16 protein-coding genes are annotated in these 20,332 nt (G+C 36.2%); 14 read left to right on the top strand and 2 right to left on the bottom strand.

The window, feature by feature from the left end; all coding sequences use genetic code 11:
• Positions 1–17 precede the first annotated feature (17 nt).
• From OTK01_RS10330 to pulA, 4 genes are all read left to right on the top strand, one after another.
• Positions 18–974, top strand: coding sequence for an ABC transporter permease (locus OTK01_RS10330; protein ID WP_035168175.1), 957 nt, complete (start codon positions 18–20; stop codon positions 972–974).
• Positions 975–1,000: 26 nt separating this feature from the next.
• On the top strand, positions 1,001–1,879 hold the full coding sequence (locus OTK01_RS10325; protein WP_029228044.1) for a carbohydrate ABC transporter permease: 879 nt from the start codon (positions 1,001–1,003) through the stop codon (positions 1,877–1,879).
• A gap of 75 nt (positions 1,880–1,954) precedes the next feature.
• Positions 1,955–3,541, top strand: a complete 1,587-nt coding sequence (locus tag OTK01_RS10320; protein ID WP_029228045.1) for an ABC transporter substrate-binding protein — start codon at positions 1,955–1,957, stop codon at positions 3,539–3,541.
• Positions 3,542–3,801: 260 nt separating this feature from the next.
• On the top strand, positions 3,802–7,212 hold the full coding sequence (pulA, locus tag OTK01_RS10315) for a type I pullulanase (RefSeq protein WP_029228046.1): 3,411 nt from the start codon (positions 3,802–3,804) through the stop codon (positions 7,210–7,212).
• Between the two features lie 81 nt (positions 7,213–7,293).
• Here pulA and OTK01_RS10310 read toward each other — a convergent pair whose 3' ends face one another.
• A complete protein-coding gene (locus tag OTK01_RS10310; protein WP_029228047.1) occupies positions 7,294–8,001 on the bottom strand; it encodes an endonuclease III domain-containing protein in 708 nt (235 codons plus the stop codon).
• A gap of 9 nt (positions 8,002–8,010) precedes the next feature.
• On the bottom strand, positions 8,011–8,706 hold the full coding sequence (locus OTK01_RS10305) for a hypothetical protein (protein ID WP_029228048.1): 696 nt from the start codon (positions 8,704–8,706) through the stop codon (positions 8,011–8,013).
• A gap of 297 nt (positions 8,707–9,003) precedes the next feature.
• Here OTK01_RS10305 and OTK01_RS10300 point away from each other — a divergent pair, with 297 nt between their 5' ends.
• The 10 genes from OTK01_RS10300 (at position 9,004) to scfB (ending at position 20,331) form a co-directional block, all read left to right on the top strand.
• Entirely contained in the window at positions 9,004–10,311 is a 1,308-nt protein-coding gene (locus OTK01_RS10300; RefSeq protein WP_029228049.1) for an extracellular solute-binding protein, read from the top strand.
• 128 nt (positions 10,312–10,439) lie between these two features.
• Positions 10,440–11,330 (top strand): carbohydrate ABC transporter permease, encoded by an 891-nt coding sequence (locus tag OTK01_RS10295; protein ID WP_029228050.1) that lies wholly within the window; start codon positions 10,440–10,442, stop codon positions 11,328–11,330.
• A 33-nt stretch (positions 11,331–11,363) separates the two neighbouring features.
• Positions 11,364–12,191 (top strand): carbohydrate ABC transporter permease, encoded by an 828-nt coding sequence (locus OTK01_RS10290; RefSeq protein WP_029228051.1) that lies wholly within the window; start codon positions 11,364–11,366, stop codon positions 12,189–12,191.
• Between the two features lie 83 nt (positions 12,192–12,274).
• Positions 12,275–13,474 (top strand): ROK family transcriptional regulator, encoded by a 1,200-nt coding sequence (locus OTK01_RS10285; protein ID WP_029228052.1) that lies wholly within the window; start codon positions 12,275–12,277, stop codon positions 13,472–13,474.
• Between the two features lie 14 nt (positions 13,475–13,488).
• Positions 13,489–15,558: an endo-1,4-beta-xylanase gene (locus OTK01_RS10280; RefSeq protein ID WP_029228053.1), complete on the top strand. Its 2,070-nt coding sequence runs from the start codon at positions 13,489–13,491 to the stop codon at positions 15,556–15,558.
• A 150-nt stretch (positions 15,559–15,708) separates the two neighbouring features.
• A complete protein-coding gene (locus OTK01_RS10275; protein WP_013431955.1) occupies positions 15,709–16,773 on the top strand; it encodes a bifunctional phosphoglucose/phosphomannose isomerase in 1,065 nt (354 codons plus the stop codon).
• Between the two features lie 45 nt (positions 16,774–16,818).
• On the top strand, positions 16,819–17,541 hold the full coding sequence (locus OTK01_RS10270; RefSeq protein ID WP_013431956.1) for a phosphatase: 723 nt from the start codon (positions 16,819–16,821) through the stop codon (positions 17,539–17,541).
• 28 nt (positions 17,542–17,569) lie between these two features.
• Complete coding sequence (gene fba / locus OTK01_RS10265; protein WP_013431957.1) at positions 17,570–18,541, top strand: class II fructose-1,6-bisphosphate aldolase; 972 nt, start codon at positions 17,570–17,572, stop codon at positions 18,539–18,541.
• Between the two features lie 181 nt (positions 18,542–18,722).
• The gene (scfA, locus tag OTK01_RS10260; protein WP_013289901.1) at positions 18,723–18,866 is read left to right on the top strand and encodes a six-cysteine ranthipeptide SCIFF; all 144 of its coding nucleotides are present in this window, start codon (positions 18,723–18,725) and stop codon (positions 18,864–18,866) included.
• Positions 18,867–18,969: 103 nt separating this feature from the next.
• Entirely contained in the window at positions 18,970–20,331 is a 1,362-nt protein-coding gene (scfB, locus tag OTK01_RS10255; RefSeq protein ID WP_029228054.1) for a thioether cross-link-forming SCIFF peptide maturase, read from the top strand.
• The last annotated feature ends 1 nt before the right edge of the window (position 20,332 follow it).

The raw sequence follows: 20,332 nt of genomic DNA, 5'->3' as shown, positions 1-20,332 counted from the left end.
AGAAGAAGCGAGAATAAATGATTTGTTCAATCACTACAAAAGGAGTGGCTGAATTGAAAAAGAATGGTTTTTGGTATGAAATAAAAAAGAACAAGGTACTTTATGCCATGTTCTTACCAGTAGCAATCTACTACATTCTATTTGCCTACATACCGATGGGTGGAATTGTTCTTGCTTTTAAAGAGTTCAACTATCGAGATGGAATACTTTTCAGTCCATGGAACGGCTTTAAAAACTTTGAGTATTTCTTTGCTTCGGGCAGAGCTTGGCTTGTCACAAAAAACACTATTCTTTACAATTTAGCTTTTTTGGCTGCATACACAGTATTTTCAGTTGCGTGCGCAATTTTTATAGCCGAGCTTGCAGGTAAGATATTTAAAAAGTTCATCCAGTCAGTTATGTTTTTGCCGTATTTTGTATCATGGGTTGTTGTAGCAGCTATGATGTATAACTTTTTTAACTATGATTATGGTCTTATTAACACATTGATAAAAAACCTTGGTGGTGAGCCAATAGATATCTACTCAAATCCTACTTACTGGTATTTCCTTTTGCCAATGTTATATGTATGGAAATGGGTAGGTTACGGAAGTGTTTTATATCTTGCAGCTATAATGGGATTTGACGAAGAGTGTTATGAGGCAGCAATAATTGATGGTGCAAATATCTTCCAGAGAATCTTTTATATCACAATCCCGATGTTAAAACCGACAATGATAATATTGATTTTGCTTGCACTTGGAAGAATTTTGCGCGGCGAGTTTGATATGTTTTATCAGATAATAGGTAATAACGGTCTTCTTCTTGACTATACAGACATTATCGATACCCTTGTGTTCAGAAGCCTTATGCAGGTTCAGGATATTGGGATGGCGTCAGCAGCAGGTGCTTACCAGTCGGTGCTGTGCTTTGTGATTATAATGCTTGTCAACTGGCTTGTCAGAAGATATGACAAAGACTATGCACTGTTTTAAATCTTGACTTAAAAGGGGAGAGAACATTGAGAAAGGGTAAGGATTATATCCTCTTTAACATTATCGGATATATATTTATAACAATAATCGGGCTATTTACCTTCATACCTTTTGTTGTGCTTGTGGTAAGTTCGTTTGCTTCAGAAAACTATATCATAAACCACGGTTACACTCTAATTCCACGAGAATTTTCACTCAGTGCATATAAGCTCATTTTCCAAAATCCTCAAAGAATTTTCAGAGCTTACTTGGTAACCATTGTAGTAACAAGCGTTGGCACAAGTTTATCGTTATTTCTTTCCACAATGGCTGCGTATGTGATGTACAGAAAAGATGTAAAATACAGAAATGCATTGGCTTTCTTCTTGTACTTCACAACACTTTTTAACGGTGGTCTTGCTCCGTACTATATAATCTTGGCAAATTACTATCATTTGAAAAACAACGTGCTTGTTCTGATACTTGTGCCACTTTTCAATGTGTTTTACATTTTAATCTTGCGCAACTTTATCAGAGGTTCTATTCCAGACTCTTTGATAGAGTCAGCAAAGATTGACGGCGCAGGAGATTTTACAATATTCTTGAGAATTGTTTTGCCACTTTCAAAACCAGCTTTGGCATCTATTGGACTTTTTATAGCTCTCAATTACTGGAACGACTGGTGGACGCCGATGATGTTTATTGAAAGACAGAGCTTGTATCCTTTGCAGTATACTCTATATTTGATTTTGTCAAGTGTCAATGTTGCGGCAAATATTCTGCAAAATGTTGTGCGAATAGATATGCCAAAAGAAAGTTTAAAGCTTGCAATGACAGTTGTTGCAACTGGTCCAATAATTTTCTTGTACCCGTTTGTTCAAAGGTATTTTGTCAGAGGCATTACACTTGGTGCTGTAAAAGGCTAAAAAATGGTATCAACAGGTACTTTTTATAATGCCTGTTGGTATAGATTAAAATGAATCAGGGAGGTTGATTGTGAGATGAAAAAGAACTTCAGGCTTTTAGCGCTCATCTTGACAGTATGTTTTGTACTTTCAACCGTTTTAGTTTCAATGTTTGTTGTCGGTTTTGGTGCGCAAACAAAGGCGAAAAGAACTGCACCCGGTTTTGACCCAAGCATTGATGTGTCAAAACCTGTCAAGATTGTTGGTTATCTTTTGGGTGATGCACCGGCTGAATTTCCAAACGTTATGAAAGAGCTCAACAAAAAGCTTCAAAAAGACATCAACGCAACAATGGAGATTAACTACATTGGATGGGGAGATTTGAACTACAAATATCCACTTATTTTGGCATCAGGTGAAAATGTTGACTGGATGTACGCAGCAAACTGGTGCTTCTACTTCCAGGAAGCTGCGAAAGGTGGATTTAAGGAACTTACAATGGATATGATAAAAAAATACATGCCAAGACACTACAAGGCAACACCTTCTGTTGCATGGCAGGAAGCAAAGGTAAAAGGGAAAATCTACATGATTCCTACTGCAACACCTGATAGAAAAGCTGACGTTGTGATTTTAAGAGGCGATTTGAGAGAAAAATACAAAGTTCCACCAATTAAAAAATACAATGATATTGAACCGTTCCTTGCTGCAATAAAGAAAAATGAAAAAGGCATGATGCCAATGAACTTGGACAACCAGTATGATTTGAACTCAGTTATGTGGAGACTTTTGGTTGAAAAAACAGATTATTTAGAAGATGTTGCAAGAGTATCAACAGGCGGTACAGGACTTTTCACAACCATATACGACACCAAACCAAAAGTTTACTATATAATGGACAAAGAGATACTTCCTGCTTTCAAAGAGGCAGCAAAGAAGGTAAAGTCATGGTATGACAAAGGATACATCAACAGAAACGCTTATGCTAACAAAGTAAGAAGCAAAGACGCGTTTGACCAAGGGAAGTCAGCAGTTGCGTTTGGAAACAGCCAAGATATACAATCTAATCTTGCAAATGCAAAAGCAAAAGGATGGAAGGTTGAAATTATCCCAATCTTTGACAAGAGAGGCCACAGACCAGCAGACCCATATATAAATAATGGTGTTGCGTTGGTAGCAAAGACAAAGAACGCAGAGAGAACACTTATGGCACTTGACATAATTATGGAAGAAAAGTCTTACAACTATCTTGTTTATTTTGGAATTCAGGGCAAGAACTATATAATCAAAAACAACAAAATTGACTTGCCAAAAGGTGTTACAGCCGACAACAACACTTATCCTCCAGATGCAGCAGGGTTCTGGTTCACAAACAAGGATCAGTTCTTACCACTTGCAAGCTGGGATGACAATTACATTGCTCTGAGGAACACAATCAAGAAAGCACTTGTAAGCTCACCACTTTCTTCATTCTCACTTGACCAGACAAAGGTAAAAACAGAGATTGCAAACCTCAACAGTGTTATGACACAGTATTACAATCCAATATGTTTGGGTATGGTAAAGAACGTGGATGAAGCTTTTGCAACACTTGACAAGAAGCTCAAAGCAGCAGGTGTTGACAAGGTTAAAGCTGAGGCGCTAAGACAGCTTGAACAGTACTTCAAGGAGAGAAATCAGTAAGCCAGCTAAATACATGAGGAAAATTAAAATTGACAGGCGGTTTTCCTGGTAAAAGGAAGGCTGCCTTTATTTATTTTTTATAAATTATTGGTCTTAATTTATTCAAATTGCAGCATATTGACAATTTTAATAAAAAGATATATAATCATTACAAAGTTAAAGCAAACATTTGCATTGATAAAAGGTGTTTTGAACAATCAAGTATATTATTTGTTGAATTGTTTAAAATCCTTATTAAATTTAGCTGGGAGGTAAGAAAGATGCTAAGTTATTTCAAAAGCAAACGTTTTATAGCTGGTTTGTTGACATTCTTATTTATTGCTACTCTTATTTTTCCAATTTCTATTTTAGGGGCAGATGAAAAAACAACTCTCATCATTCACTACTACAGGTACAATGAAGACTATCAAGGTTGGAATTTGTGGATATGGCCTGTTGAACCAGTTGGTGCAGAAGGCAAAGCTTATGAGTTTACATCTAAAGATGACTTTGGAGTAAAAGCAGTGGTTGAACTTCCTGGGAAAATAACAAAAGTAGGTATCATAGTTAGAAAAGGTAACTGGGAAGCGAAAGATGTTGCTGTTGACAGATTCATCTCAGGAATCAACGGGTCAAAAGAGGTTTGGCTGATAGAAGGTGAAGAGCAAATCTATACATCTCAACCTCAGAAAACTCCAAAAATGACAGCTTTTCTTGATGGTCTTAATACAATCGTTGTAAAGCTTGCAAAGAAAGCGGACATTCTTTCGAATAATAAAACTCAAGGTTTTAAAGTGACAGCTTTTTACGATGAAATTCCTATCAAAAAAGTTGAGCCGGTTTTGCCAAAGATAAATAAGAATTTTAAACCAGAAGATGCAGGGTATGAGCTAATTGATGGCGGCACAAAAGTGAGATTTATATTAAAACCTGGTGCAGGTGATTTTAAATTTACAGACACATCTGGAAAGCTTGATGTATATGTCACTGGAACTATGAACGACTGGGGCGGAACGGCTTCTTCTGAAGGAAAGTACAAACCACTTCCGGCATGGAAAATGACATGGAATGCGCAGAAAGGTTACTATGAACTTATAAAAGAGCTTGGCAAAGACGGTGTTGTAATTGGTGCTAAGTTCAAGTTTACTTCATGGGATGGGACATCTGCAAAGTGGTATCCAGATGGAATGGGAAATGACAAGGTTATTGAAGAGCTTTACACTGGTAATGAGAAGATAACAAAGGTTGACACTTTTAAAATCACAACTGAGGATGAGTTAGAACCACAAGTTCCTTATGTTGTGTCAAAAGATGGCTTCAAACCAACAGTTGCACAGGCAAGAAATATTTTGGACAATCCAAAGTATTATTATAAAGGCAATGACTTGGGATGCACATATACAAAAGCATATTCAGCATTCAGACTTTGGGCTCCAACAGCAATTGGAGTTATATTGAGACTCTATGACGATTATGAGACTACAAAATATAAAGAGTATGAGATGCAGCAGTCGGTAAACGGAACATGGTATCTTAAGATAAATGGAGATTTGAAAGGTAAATACTACCAATATGAAGTTTGGCATGCTTCTAACTCTATAACTGACGATACAATCAGAAAATATGTTGTGCCAGACCCATATTCAAGAGCAACATCTGCAAATTCTGAAAGAACTTTAATCTTTGACCCTAAGGATACAAATCCTGTTGGCTGGGAAAAAGATACTTTTGTGACGCTAAAGAATCAAGAGGATGCAATAATTTATGAAACGCATGTAAGAGACTTTACAATAGATGCTTCAAGTGGAGTAAGGCCAGAGTTTAGAGGCAAGTACTTGGGATTTACTCAGACAGGAACAAAAGGACCGAATGGCGTAAAAACAGGCATTGACCATTTGAAAGAGCTTGGCATAACCCATGTTCATTTGCTTCCAACATATGACTTTGGTTCGGTGGATGAGACAAATCCTGATAAAGCTTATAACTGGGGATATGACCCTGTTTTATATCAAAACGTTGAAGGGTCCTATGCTACAAATCCAAACACAATTGCGAGGATAAAAGAATACAAAAAGATGGTCATGGCACTGCACAAGGCAGGCATAGGAATTATTCAGGACGTTGTTTTTAATCACACATTCCAGATTGGCGATGCGAAATTTTCAATATTTGACAAGATAGTACCTGGGTACTTTTATAGAAAAGACAAAGATGGTAACTACTCCAATGCATCAGGCTGTGGTAACGAAATTGCAACAGAAAAGCCAATGGTAAGAAAGTTTATCATTGATACTTTGACATACCTTACAAAAGAGTATCATATAGACGGTTTTAGATTTGACTTAATGGCAGCAATAGACAGGGTTACTATGGCAAAAGCACAAGAAGAAATAAGGAAGATAAATCCATCAGCAGTAATCTATGGCGAAGGTTGGATGGCAGGTGGAACTCCGCTTGATCCGTCCCTGAGGATGGAGATAGGTTCATTTAACCAAGCAGGACTTCACATAGGGCTCTTTAATGACAGGATTAGAGAAGCAATCAGGGGCAATCTTGATAATGAGTCAAAAGGATTTATGCAAGGAAATTATTCTTACAGACTTGAAGATCTAAAGAAAGGAATCCAGGGTGGACTTGGCGATTTTGCAACAGACCCGGATGAATGTATAAACTATGTATCTGCACATGATAACTTGACTCTTTGGGATAAACTTCAGAAGAGTGTGCCAAATGAACCAGATTATATCAAGGATAAAATGGGCAGACTGGCAAATGCGATTGTTTTGACAGCACAGGGTGTACCATTCTTACATGGTGGTGTTGAGTTCAACAGGACAAAGTTTATGAATCATAACTCATACAATGCAGGCGACAAGATTAACAAGTATGACTGGAACTTGAAAGTAAAGTGGAACAATACTTTCAAGTATTATCAGGGTCTGATTGCACTTAGAAAAGCTCATCCTGCTTTCAGGATGACCACAGCAGAGGATATTCAGAAGTATTTGACATTTATCCAAACACCGAAAGGAACATTAGGATTTAGGCTCACATATCCAAAAGATACATGGAATGACATCATTGTTGTTTATAACTCAACAAAGAAGGTTCAAGAGGTGACACTGCCAGAAGGAAACTGGGTTGTTGTTGCAAATGGTGATGAAGTAGGCACAACACCAATTAAGAATCTGACAAACTTTGTTGCTGGCAAGGCATTGGTTGCACCAATTTCCATGTTTGTTGCATACAAGAGTGATGAATTCCCAAAGGGCTTTGTGAAGGTTGTTGGCAAAGACCCAGTTTCACTTGAAACAGCGCAATCTGTTTTAACACCAAAAGTCTATGGAACGGGCAATGTGGCTGTTACATTCAACGTAAAAGTTCCAGCTGGCACAGATGATGATGTTATCTACTTGGCAGGTTCGTTTGGAAAAGCTGGACTTTCTGATTGGAATCCAGGCGATAAAGATGGTGCAATTGAACTTGTAAAAACACAAGATGGAATATACATTGTCACTCTAAAACTCAATAGTGGTGAGACTTTTGAATACAAGTACACAAGAGGTAGCTGGTCAACTGTTGAAAAAGGTGCGAATAAAGAAGAAATAGAGAATAGAAAACTTACAGTCAAAGATGATGGAAGCGGCAAGATGACCATAAATGATACCATTTTAAATTGGGCTGATAAATAAAACTCTCTGTTTACTAAACCACCCTGCGCTTTAAAAGTAAGTGCAGGGTGGTTAAAAGAAATAAACCCTTTTCAACTTTTCTTAGTTTTGACCATGGGAAGAATAAATGCAAAAAGCGCTTAAGCAACAATTCTTGCACATCGGTTTTTTGGATTTACATCTCTCCTTACAATGTTTTACAATTAAAGCATGAAACTCATTAAAAATATATGTATCTAACTCTAGATTTTGCATAACAAGGTTTTGTATATCTTCATATTTTGCTTTTTCACTTTCTATTAAACCCAGCCTATAAAAAAGTCTTTTTGTATAACTGTCTACCACAAAGATGGGTTTTTCAGCACCGTACAAAATTATGCTATCAGCTGTTTCAAATCCTATACCTTTTTGAGAAAGTAAAACCTGTCTCAAACTTGAGATATCAAGAGCAAACAATTTTTCTAAGTCAGAGTTAAATTCTCTTTTTAAAAAGTTACAAAATTCCTTCAGCCTTTTGGTTTTTTGGTTATAATACCCTGCAGGTTTGATTAATTCAGCCAGCTTCTCATCAGAAGTTTGCAAAATTCCTTCAATTGACAGGATATTTGCTCTTTTTAGATTACAAATAGCCTTTTCCACGGAGTTCCAAGAGATATTTTGAGCTAAGATTGCGCCTATTACCATCTCAAATTTGGTTTCAGCAGGCCACCAGTGCTGTGGTCCCCAAAATTCATAAAGCTTGTTATAAATATTGTAAAGAAATTGCGAAATGTCATTAGAGGAAGCTAATTTTGTAATGTCTTGTTTCATAGCGCTTTTCTAATTCTCTTCTCCTTTCTTTATCACAGTAAATTTATAAACCGACTTTAAAAACACATTAAAAAAGTCATTTGGGCTGTGGTCTTTTATCACAGATAAGAGTGAGTATTCCTCTGGTTTTTTGTTTCTGTCAACAAAGACTGTAAGGACAATCATTTCACCGTCAATTAGTGAATTTTTGCTGCTTTCAATCTTTTCTAAAGGATAAAACATCACAGCAGCATTTATGTACTTTGATGCAACATCAATCTTTTCAATGTACACATCGTAAATTCCTCTTTCAAACACGTTCGACATCAATATTTGAGATTTGATAAAGCTTATAACAGGATTATAATATTTCATTTCAGATGCAGAAACCTTGTTTTTATAATAAATTTTCTGAGTTGTGGTTCCATTTGAGCTTTTACTGCTTACAATATATATAGAATCTGAAACCTTTTGAGTGTAAACGGCATCGGAGATGGTAAGATTTTCACTTACCTGTTGGCTTTCATACGGCTTCGAGTACACAGCAGCCGGAAGTTGTGAGCTCTTATCAGAAATTTTGTCTGGAGCTGTTATATAATATTGCCGGTTAGAAGAAGGCTGAACCTCATTTTTTAGCTTGACGTTGTTAACAATAGTAGTGATGATATACATAGGTACAAGCAAAAACGCAAGAATGGTAAAAAGTTTTACTATTGTTTTGTTCATAGTCCTAAAGTCTCCTTATGAAAATTCATAATTTAAGAAGGAATCTAATTAGATTATAAACCATTTCAGCTTAAAAATCAGCTCAAAAGATATTATCTTGTCTGGCAATATTTAATAAAATGAACGTGCTAAATTCAGCATAAAAGCTAACAAATATTGCATCAAATATACATGTATACACTTAATAATTGCAACATATTTCACGAAAAATTAAAAAATCAAAGAAGGAATTTTAAAATTTGCAGCGAAATATATAAATAGTTTGTTTAATAAATAAACAAAAAGGAGTGGTGTAATGTGAAGAGGTTTGGAAGAATTGTGGCAGTGGTGACTTTGGTTGTTTTCGTGTTGAGCTTAGTTTTAGTTTTCTCACCATCTGAAAAGGCTTTCAGCTCAGCAGGTAGCACAAAGAAGATTGTATTTTGGCACATCACAACTGATGCTGTCGGTAAACAGATGATTCAGAACCAGGTAAATCGCTTTATGAAGGCAAATCCTGGTTTCAAGGTTGAAGTTGTTCCTCTTCAGAACGACTCTTTTAAGACAAAGCTTAAGATTGCTATGGGTTCAAACCAGGCACCAGACGTGTTTGTTACATGGGGTGGAGGACCATTCTTTGAATATGTAAGAGCTGGTAAGGTAAAAGATATCACTGCTTACATGAACGAAAAAGGTTATAAGAACAGATTTATTGATGCGGCATTTGGTCCAATTACTTACAATAACAAAATATGGGCTGTTCCAGTTGAAGGTGCAGGTGTTGCTTTAATTTGGTATAATAAAGAAATTTTCAAAAAATATAATTTAAAAGTTCCAACAACATATGATGAATTTTTGAATATTGTAAAAACACTTAAAGCAAAAGGAATAACACCGATTACGCTTGCAAACAAAACAAAATGGCCAGGGTGTGAATGGTATTGGTATTTAGTTGACAGACTTGGTGGTCCTTCAGTATTTGAAAAAGCAGCTGAAAGAACTGGAGGAAGTTTTGCTGACCCAACATTCATAAAAGCAGGAGAAATGCTGCAAGATTTGGTCAAGATGGGTGCATTTGTAAAAGGATTTAATGGACTTGACTGGGACACAGGACAATCAAGAATGCTCTTGTATTCTGGCAAAGCTGCAATGGAATTAATGGGAACATGGCAAATACCTATTATGAAGGCAGAAAATAAAAAATTCTATGAAAATAATCTTGATTTCTTCCCATTCCCAGCTATAAAAGGTGGAAAAGGTGACCCAAGCAACCTAATTGGTATGGCTTCTTCAAACTATTATGCAGTAACAACCACATGTAAGTATCCAAAAGAAGCGTTTAATATGATTCAGTATTTGATTGATGATCAGGCAGTTAAAGAGAGAATTAATTATGGTCAGATACCACCTGTAAAAGGATTGAAGTTTACTGATCCAATGCTGCAGAAAGTTTACAATATTATTGCAAAAGCAAAAAGTGTTCAACTTTGGTGGGATCAATATCTACCACCTCAACTTGCAGAGACTCATAAAGATATTGTACAGTCCCTATTTGGTTTGACGATTACACCAAAGGCCGCTGCTGAAAAGATGGAAAAAGCAGCAAAGGATTATTTCAAGAAATAATTCTGAACAGCAAACATTTTAATTATAGGATTGGTATTAGCTGTGGTATTTTTCCACAGCTAATACCAATTCACTTTTCTGCAGAAATATTTTAAAGACAAATTTAATGATAGGGAGTGAAGTTAAAGTTGCAAAAAGATAAGGCATCGAAATTAATGCAGAATATAGGCATATTATTATTTTTAACCCCTGCTTTGGTCCTTATTGGCATTTATATAATTTGGCCAATTGCTATGTCATTTAACCTAAGTATGTTTGAGTGGGATGGTATTTCACCACAAAAAATATATGTGGGTTTTAATAACTGGAAAAATCTTTTACAAGACACTATATTTTGGCATGCTTTTTTTAACAATGTGAAGTTTATATTCTTGTCAATAATTATTGAGATGCCAATTGCTATTTTACTGGCTGTTTTGCTTGATAGAGGAGGAAAGAAATTTGATGCATTCAAATCACTTTTTTATCTTCCAATGTTGATGTCATCTGTTGCAATTGGTGTGTTATTCAAGTATATTTACGATCCTCAATTTGGTCTTTTGAGTGGAATTTTAAGCTTTTTGCATCTCGACTTTTTAACTCAGGATTGGTTAGGTGACCCCAAAATAGCATTTTATTCTGTTGTAGCTGTTATATGTTGGCAATACATACCGTTTTATATGATATTCTTTATAGCAGCTTTATCAAATATTCCTCATGAACTTTATGAAGCTGCAAAAATAGATGGAGCGACACAGGGACAATATTTTTGGAGAATAGAACTTCCGCTTTTATCACCTTCTATTAAAACGGCTTGCATCTTGTCGTTAATTGGATCACTAAAATATTTTGATTTAATTTACGTGATGACAGAGGGTGGACCATCAAATGCAACAGAGCTTATGGCAACTTATATGTACAAAAACGCATTCGCTTCATTTAAGATGGGATATGGTAGCACTATAGCATCTGCCATGTTCATGATAATTACAACAGCAGGTATTTTGGCATATTTTGCAACTAAGAAAAAAGAAGCATAGAATTTTTAAGACCTAAGGAGGTAAACAAAAACAATGAGTTCAGCAAAAGAAATAAAAAAGTGGTATTTTATATTTTTAGCTGTTTGGACATTGATTGCAGATATACCTTTTTTGTTTATGCTTTTTACGTCTATAAAAACTCAAACGGAACTCTTAATGGGGAATACGTGGCAGGTTCCAAAAAACCCTACTATTGGAAATTATTCTACTGTTCTTCATGGAAGTTTCTTTTACTACTTAAAAAATAGTGTTATTGCTGTTTCAATTTCTGTTGTGTTAATTTTGATTGTATCATCTATGGCAGCATATATATTTGCACGAATGAAGTTTGCTTTAAATAATATCTTGTATTCTCTTATAATTGCAGGAATGGCAATTCCCATACATGTGACTCTCATCCCGATATATATTCTTACAAACAAGATAAAACTTTATGATACAATTTTTGCATTGATTGGACCATATGTGGCTCTAAGTCTTCCGATGTCAATATTTATTCTTACAGAGTTTATGCGTGAGATTCCGATAGAACTCGAGGAAGCTGCCAAAATAGACGGATGTTCTATGTTTAGATTGTATTATAACATAATTCTTCCCCTTTCAAGACCTGCATTGATTACAGTTGGAATATATAATGGAACGTATCTGTGGAATGAGTTTGTATTTGCTCTTGTTTTGACAAGTTCCCCTGAAAAGAGAACATTACCACTTGGCATTTGGGACTTCCAAGCAAGATATGGTTCAGATATTCCAGCTATAATGGCATTTTTGACACTATCTTTACTTCCAATGTTAATTGCTTATATCTTGGGACAGGATAAGATAATTAAAGGAATGATGGCTGGAGCAGTGAAAGGTTAAATTGCATTTATGTGATAGACACTTTCTATCTTTTTATTGTATAATAATTTGCAAACTCAAACTATGTAAAGGAAAATGACAAAATGGGGAATCATTCGCTGATAAAGCAGATAAATAAGCTTTTGATTCTGAAAACAATTTTAGATAAAGGGGTAATTTCACGTGCGAAAATTTCAAGACTTGTAGATTTAAATAAAGCTACTGTTTCTAATTTGACTGATGAATTAATAAAGGAAGGTTATGTTATAGAAAAGGGTTATGGAAAATCGAAAGGTGGCAGAAGGCCAGTACTTTTACAAGTTAACAAGGATGTTGGTTCAATAATTGGTATAGATTTAGGAGTTGATTACATTCATATAATACTTTCTAATTTTATAGGTGAGATTATTTTTGAAGAGTATGTAAATTTAAAGATTAAAGAGGATAATGAAAAATTTTTAAATATTTTCTTTGATTTAATACAAAAGGCAATAGACAAAGCCCCAGAGACTCCAAAAGGCATCCTTGGAATAGGTATAGGAGTACCGGGAATTGTAGAGAAAGAGTCTGGAGTTGTACTTGTTGCACCAAATCTTAAATGGAGCAATGTACCTTTAAAAGACATAGTTAAGCAAAGATTCAACCTCCCTGTTTATATTGACAACGAAGCAAATGCAGGAGCGCTGGGCGAAAAGTGGTTTGGAGAGTGGGGAAAAGTTACTGATTTGATTTATTTGAGTGTTGGAATTGGACTTGGTGCGGGAATTATTATCGACAACAAACTTTTCAGAGGTGCTGCAGGATTTGCAGGTGAGGTTGGACACACCACTATCAACTTTCAGGACGATGTTTGTAGCTGTGGTAACATCGGCTGTCTTGAGAACTTTGCATCTGAGAGGGCACTTTTGAGTGTTATCAAAAAACTTGTAAAAGAAGGAGCAGAAGATAGGTATATAAGCTGTGAAAATGTAGATGAAATCACTCCTTCTCAGGTAATACAAGCAGCAAAGGATGGAAGCAGAGTTTGCAGGATGGCTGTACTTGAGGTTGCTGAAAAGATGGGGATAGGCGTGGCAAATCTTGTAAACATTTTTAATCCTGAAATAGTAATTATAGGTAACAAGGCATCATTTTTTGGTGATTTGTTTATAGAAAAATTAAGGGAAGTGGTTAACCAAAGATCCTTTATCGCCCAGTTTTATAATCTTAAAATTGAAGTTTCAAAGCTAAAGGACAGAGCTGTGGTTTTGGGGTGCATAGCAATGGTAATCTCTGATATGCTTTCTTTTCCAGAGTATGCATGAGGAGGAAGTGTTAGATGAAAGGTTGTGTTTATGGAAAATTGAAAAGGTTTTCGGCATTGATTTTAGCAATTTTATTTTTGGTTTCAACTTTAATTGGCATAGGAAGTGCTAAGGTTAGTAAAGTTAGCGGAGCAACAAAAAAGAGTTTTATGGAGTTTAATTTTGAAAATAAATTGGCAACTCCGTTTAAAGCATCAGGCAAGTCTATGGTTTTAAAGATTGATAGCACAACGGCAGCAGAAGGAAGCTTTTCGCTTCTTGTAGGTGGCAGGAAGCAAATAGATGATGGAGTTTTGCTTGATGTAACCAATCTTATAGATTATTCAAATGAATATACAATTACTCTATATGTTTATCACAAATCCAGCAAGCTGCAGCGTTTTGTTGTGAGTAGCGAAATTGAGACAAAAAGCGGAAAGGAAAATAAACTGCTGTGTGAAAAAGTTGTCATTCCAAACAGCTGGAAAAAACTTGATGCAAGTTTAAATTTGACTGAGCTAAAAGGAATTAAAAAAGTTTGGCTAAAGATATATGTACCAACCTCAACCACGAATTTTTACATTGACCTTTTTACACTCAAAGTTTTCGACAGCTCTCATCTCATAAAATTTGAAAGCTTTGAAGACAAGAGTATAGCAGGATTTATTCCTCAGGATAAAAAATGTAAATTATCAGTTTCAAAAGAAAAAGCTTATCAAGGTACATATAGCATAAAGCTTCAGCAGACTGCCAAAAAGCAGAATACAACTGTTACTTTGCCGGTGAAAGGTACATTTGAAAAGGGTAAAAGCTATTCAATATCTTTTTATGTATATCAGCCCATTTTAAAGAGTTTAAACTTGGCAATTGGTGTTAGGTTTTTGGAAAATGGAAAGAACACGAAAGAGATTGTGCTTGGAAAAGTAACTGTTCCAAGGAATAAGTGGACAGAAACATTTGCAAGCTATACACCTTCTTTGGATTCAAAAGTAAAAGACTTTGTGATTTTCATAAAGCCTCTTTCAGATGTTTCTTACTATTACCTTGACAACTTCACAATTTCAGATGATGGGTGGTATTCAGCTGTTCCTGATTTAGATTTGCCTTCTTTAAGTGAGAAATATAAAGACTACTTTAAAGTTGGTGTTGCTGTACCCTACAAGGCTTTGACAAATCCTGTTGATGTTGCATTCATAAAGAGACATTTTAACAGCATTACAGCAGAAAATGAGATGAAGCCAGAAGCACTTGAGCCGTATGAAGGGACTTTTAACTTTTCAATTGCTGATGAGTATTTGGATTTTTGCAAGAAGAATAATATAGCTATTCGTGGACACACTCTTGTGTGGCATCAGCAAACACCAAGCTGGTTTTTCGAAAACCCTCAGACGGGGGAGAAGCTGACAAACAGTGAAAAAGACAAGAAGATACTTTTAGAGAGGTTGAAAAAATATATTCAGACAGTTGTTTCAAGATACAAAGGCAGAATTTATGCCTGGGATGTTGTAAATGAAGCTATCGACGAAAACCAGCCTGACGGTTTTAGAAGAAGCGACTGGTTCAATATATTAGGTCCAGAGTATATCGAAAAAGCGTTCATATACGCTCATCAGGCAGACCCTAACGCTTTGCTTTTTTACAATGACTACAGCACAGAAAATCCAGTGAAGAGAGAATACATTTACAAGCTTATAAAAGACCTAAAAGAAAAAGGAGTACCCATTCATGGTGTTGGTCTTCAGTGCCATATTTCTGTGAGCTGGCCAAGCGTTGAAGAGGTTGAAAGAACCATAAAACTTTTTAGCAGCATTCCTGGTATTAAGATACATGTCACAGAAATTGATATAAGTGTGGCAAAAGAATTTGGCGAAGATATAGATGAAGAAACAAAGAGATATCTTTTGATTCAGCAGGCAAGAAAATTAAAAGACCTTTTTGAAGTTTTCAAAAAATACAAAAATGTGGTGACAAGTGTTTCTTTCTGGGGGCTTAAAGATGACTATTCATGGCTGAAAGGTGATTTTCCACTTTTGTTTGACAAGGACTATCAGCCCAAATTTGCTTTCTGGAGCTTAATAGACCCATCAGTTGTGCCAGAGGAATAAAAAGCAGATAGAATGGGAAAGCACCACAAGAAGGTTTTAAAGTTCTTTAGAAGTGGTGCTTTCCTATTTTTTGTGTGGTTTTGAAGTTGAAAAAACTGAAAAATTGTTATATTATGAAATAGAAAATTTTAAAGAAAGGAGTCTGGGAAAATGCTTGATAATTTAGAGACAATTGCACAGAATGACCCAAGCGGTATGTTTGAAGCAGTGTATAATCTTCCTGAGCAAATTCAAAAAGCGTACGAGATAGGCAAAAATATTAGCGTGAATGTAAAAGCAGAGGATATAGATAAGGTTGTGATTACAGGTCTTGGCGGTTCAGCAATAGGTGGGAACCTTTTGAGAGTATTTGTCCTTGACAAGTGCAAAATTCCAGTGATTGTTAACAGAGACTATGTACTTCCAGCTTATGTTGACTCTAAAACTCTTGTCATAGCGTCCAGCTACTCAGGTAACACCGAAGAGACACTTTCTGCATACCAGGATGCAAAGGCAAAAGGAGCAAAAATCATTGCAATCACAACAGGCGGAAAGTTAAAAGAGTTTGCCGAAAAAGATGGATTTGATGTAATCACAATTCCAAGCGGACTTCAGCCAAGAGCTGCACTTGGATACTCATTCATTCCACTCTTGATGCTGTTTGTTAAACTTGGGCTGATTGAACCTGTTGATGACCAGATAGAAGAAACAGTAAAGGTTCTAAGTGACCTGAGAGAAAGATATAAACCAGAAGTGCCTGAAGAGAAAAACCTTGCAAAGAGACTTACACTAAAACTTTGGAACAAGCTCCCAATCATATATGGAATTAGTGGAACCACAGAGGTCATTGCAGAGAGATGGAAGGGGCAGATTTGTGAAAATTCAAAGTCACCAGCATATTTCAATGTATTTTCAGAACTCAACCACAACGAGATAGTTGGAACTGAGTCGCCAAAGCATATTCTTGGACTTTTTGAAATTGTAATGCTCCATGACACAGAAGACCACAAGAGAAATGCAATCAGAATGGATATTACAAAAGACCTTATAAAGGGTGTTGTGTCTGGAGTAAATGATATATACTCAATCGGAAATTCAAGACTTGCAAGAATGTTTTCTCTAATCTACTTAGGCGACTATGTATCACTTTATCTCGCAACACTTTACCAAAATGACCCAACTCCTGTGAAAAAGATTGATATTTTGAAGAACAAACTTGCAGAGATTAAAGACTAAGATTTTGAATTTCTATAAAAATTTTAGATGAGAGCTGAGATGAAGATGTTTTTGGAAGTGGAGACGCACTGTCATACCATTGCAAGCGGTCATGCTTACAATACCTTGGAAGAGATGGTACTTGAGGCACAAAGAAAAGGTTTAAAAGGGATATGTATAACAGACCACGGCCCTGAGATGCCAGGGTCGTGTAGCAGTTTATATTTTTACAATCTGGTTGTTGTACCGAGAAAAATTAATGGTATAATGGTATTTAGAGGGTGCGAGGCAAATATAGTTGACTATGAAGGCAATATCGACATTCCGGAAGCAGCGCTAAAAAAGCTTGATTTTGTGATTGCAAGCCTGCACGATGTTTGTATCCCGAGTGGGACAGTTTCTGACCATACCAGGGCACTGATAGGTGCTATTAAAAATCCTTATATACACTGTATAGGGCATCCGGGAAATCCACTATATGAAATTGACAAAGAAGAGGTTGTACTTGCTGCAAAGGAATATAAAAAAGCAATTGAGATAAACAACTCTTCGTTTTATGTTCGTGAAAAGAGCAAGGAAAATTGCATAGAGATTTTAAAGCTGTGCAAAAAACATGGTGTGTATATTGCCATGGGCTCAGATGCACACTACAAAGCAGACATCGGCAGATGCGAAATTACTCAAAAACTTGTGTGTGAATATGAATTTCCGCCTGAGCTTATTGTCAACAAAAGCTTAGAAAGCTTTATAAGCTTTCTAAAGCTTCATGGAAAGGATATTGAGATTTAAAACAAAAATTTTGAGGAGGTAATTTAAAATGCCGTTAGTTACCACAAGAGAAATGTTTAAAAAAGCGGCCGAAGGCAAGTACGCAATAGGTGCATTTAACGTCAACAACATGGAAATTATCCAGGGAATTGTTGAGGCTGCAAAGGAGGAACAGGCACCGCTTATTTTGCAGGTTTCAGCAGGTGCGAGAAAGTATGCAAAGCACATCTATCTTATCAAGCTTGTTGAAGCAGCACTTGAAGATTCAGGAGACCTTCCAATTGCCCTTCATCTTGACCATGGCGAGGACTTTGAGATTTGCAAAGCTTGTATTGACGGCGGTTTTACTTCTGTTATGATTGACGGGTCAAGGCTTCCTTTTGAGGAGAATATTGCTCTTACAAAAAAGGTTGTTGAATATGCTCATGAACGTGGTGTTGTTGTAGAAGCAGAGCTTGGCAAGCTTGCCGGAATTGAAGATAACGTAAAGGTTGCAGAGCATGAAGCAGCTTTTACAGACCCTGACCAGGCGGCAGAGTTTGTTGAAAGAACAGGTGTTGACTCTTTAGCTGTTGCAATTGGAACAAGCCATGGGGCATACAAATTCAAAGGCGACCCAAGGCTTGATTTTGAGAGACTTCAGAAGATTGTTGAAAAACTTCCAAAGGATTTTCCAATTGTTCTTCATGGTGCATCAACAGTTTTGCCTGAATTTGTTGAGATGTGCAACAAGTATGGAGGAAATATTCCAGGTGCAAAAGGTGTACCAGAAGATATGCTCAGAAAAGCAGCAGAGCTTGGTGTGCGAAAGATTAACATTGATACTGATTTGAGACTTGCAATGACCGCAGCTATCAGAAAACACCTATATGAACATCCAGACCATTTTGACCCAAGACAATATCTCAAAGATGGCAGAGATGCGATAAAAGAGATGGTAAAACACAAGCTTAAAAATGTTCTTGGCTGTGCGGGCAAGGCTCCCGAAATTTTAGAGGAGATAAAGAAAAACAGAGGTTAAAAAATGCTGCCAAATAAAGGGCGGGGGAAAAACCTTGCCCTTTTTCTTTTGACAAAATTGTATTGTAAAATAGTTTGTGGTAAAATACTATATGTTGTTTATGCGCTCAGTAGAATATTTTATGCGTGAAAAGAATAAGTTTTAAAATTTCTAACTTTTAAAAAGGAGGTTTGAGGTTTTTATGAAGCATATAAAGGTTGTTGTAAAAAATGCTCTTTCAAAAACAGTTGTCTCTGGCGGCTGTGGTGAGTGCCAGGCATCCTGCCAGTCAGCTTGCAAGACATCTTGTACTGTTGGAAACCAGATTTGCAAGAATAGAAAATAATTTTATGTAGGTGGGCTGTCAAAAAATTTTTTTGAGGGCAGCCCTGTGCAAAACTTTTTTAATTTAAAATGTGATAAAGCAGGAGGAAGACAAATAGGAAAAGATGGTTCATGCGTTTGAGAAGTTCGGACTCAAAATTGTGGTAGATGTGGCGTCAGGTTCAATTTTCACAGTTGATAGCGTTGCTTATGAGGTAATAAAGTATTACAAAGAAAATGGAAGTTTTGATGGAGTAGAAGATGCACTTGAGTTTGATAAACAGCAGATAGCTGAGGCGGTTTTTGAAGTAAAAAGTTTGATTGAACAAGGTGTTTTGTTTTCTGAGGATACTTATAAGGATATGAATTTGATTGAAAAGAGGAATCCGGTCATAAAGGCAATGTGTCTTCACGTTGCCCACGACTGTGACCTGAGGTGCAGATACTGTTTTGCGTCAAGTGGCAGTTTCAAACAAGAAAGAAAACTTATGAGCTTTGATGTTGGCAAAAAAGCTATAGATTTTCTGCTTCAAAATTCTGGTTCTAGACAGAACTTAGAGGTTGATTTTTTTGGCGGAGAGCCACTTTTGAATTTTGATGTGGTAAAAAAGATTGTTGAGTATGCAAGGCAAGAGGAAAAGAAGTATAACAAAAAAATATCTTTTACACTGACAACAAATGCAACAAACCTCTCAGACGATATAATTAAATATCTGAACCAGAACATGGAAAATGTTGTACTCAGTCATGATGGAAGACCAGAAGTTAATGACTTTATGAGGATTGACAGAAATGGCAATGGCACTTATAGCAAAATCACAGACAACATTTTGAGGTTTATCCAGAAAAGAAATGGGAAAACTTATTATGTGAGAGGAACATTTACAGCAAAGAACTTGGATTTTTCAAAGGATGTTATGCACCTATACAGCCTTGGGATAAAAGAGATTTCGATAGAACCTGTTGTGCTGGACAAAAGCAGTCCCTGGGCAATACGTGAGAGTCACATCGAAAGGATAAAAGAAGAGTATGATATTTTGGCAGAAGAGTTTATAAATGCAAAACTTAAAGGAGAAGGTTTTAACTTCTTCCATTTCAATATAGACCTTACAGGTGGTCCATGTGTTTCAAAAAGACTTTCAGGATGTGGTGCCGGGTTTGAGTATGTAGCAGTTGACCCTGAGGGTAATATCTTCCCGTGCCACCAGTTTGTTGACAAGCCAGATTTTAAACTTGGTAACGTCTTTGAAGGTATAAAGAGGTTTGATTTGGTTGAGGAGTTTAAGAAAAATACTGTTTATGAAAAAGATGAATGTTCACAGTGCTGGGCGAGGTTTTACTGCAGTGGCGGGTGCGCTGCTGCAAACTATAATATGAACGGTGATGTTAAAAAATCTTACATTGTGGGTTGTGAACTTGAAAGAAAGAGGGTGGAAAATGCAATAGCCATAAAGCTTTATCTTATGGAAAAGGGGATTGAAAGCTAAA

The sequence above is a fragment of the Caldicellulosiruptor acetigenus genome, from assembly GCF_026914305.1.
GTDB classification, from domain to species: Bacteria; Bacillota; Thermoanaerobacteria; order Caldicellulosiruptorales; family Caldicellulosiruptoraceae; genus Caldicellulosiruptor; species Caldicellulosiruptor acetigenus.
Note: the sequence above shows the minus strand (reverse complement) of the source record. Positions and strands in the feature narration are given on the sequence as shown.

Excerpts from the sequence above, each read along its gene's own strand:
- fba (WP_013431957.1), top strand. The coding sequence starts at position 17,570 with ATGCCGTTAGTTACCACAAGAGAAATGTTTAAAAAAGCGGCCGAAGGC.
- OTK01_RS10275 (WP_013431955.1), top strand. The coding sequence starts at position 15,709 with ATGCTTGATAATTTAGAGACAATTGCACAGAATGACCCAAGCGGTATG.
- OTK01_RS10280 (WP_029228053.1), top strand. The coding sequence starts at position 13,489 with ATGAAAGGTTGTGTTTATGGAAAATTGAAAAGGTTTTCGGCATTGATT.
- scfB (WP_029228054.1), top strand. The coding sequence starts at position 18,970 with ATGGTTCATGCGTTTGAGAAGTTCGGACTCAAAATTGTGGTAGATGTG.
- OTK01_RS10305 (WP_029228048.1), bottom strand. The coding sequence starts at position 8,706 with ATGAACAAAACAATAGTAAAACTTTTTACCATTCTTGCGTTTTTGCTT.
- pulA (WP_029228046.1), top strand. The coding sequence starts at position 3,802 with ATGCTAAGTTATTTCAAAAGCAAACGTTTTATAGCTGGTTTGTTGACA.
- OTK01_RS10270 (WP_013431956.1), top strand. The coding sequence starts at position 16,819 with ATGTTTTTGGAAGTGGAGACGCACTGTCATACCATTGCAAGCGGTCAT.
- OTK01_RS10285 (WP_029228052.1), top strand. The coding sequence starts at position 12,275 with ATGGGGAATCATTCGCTGATAAAGCAGATAAATAAGCTTTTGATTCTG.
- scfA (WP_013289901.1), top strand. The coding sequence starts at position 18,723 with ATGAAGCATATAAAGGTTGTTGTAAAAAATGCTCTTTCAAAAACAGTT.
- OTK01_RS10320 (WP_029228045.1), top strand. The coding sequence starts at position 1,955 with ATGAAAAAGAACTTCAGGCTTTTAGCGCTCATCTTGACAGTATGTTTT.
- OTK01_RS10330 (WP_035168175.1), top strand. The coding sequence starts at position 18 with ATGATTTGTTCAATCACTACAAAAGGAGTGGCTGAATTGAAAAAGAAT.
- OTK01_RS10290 (WP_029228051.1), top strand. The coding sequence starts at position 11,364 with ATGAGTTCAGCAAAAGAAATAAAAAAGTGGTATTTTATATTTTTAGCT.
- OTK01_RS10310 (WP_029228047.1), bottom strand. The coding sequence starts at position 8,001 with ATGAAACAAGACATTACAAAATTAGCTTCCTCTAATGACATTTCGCAA.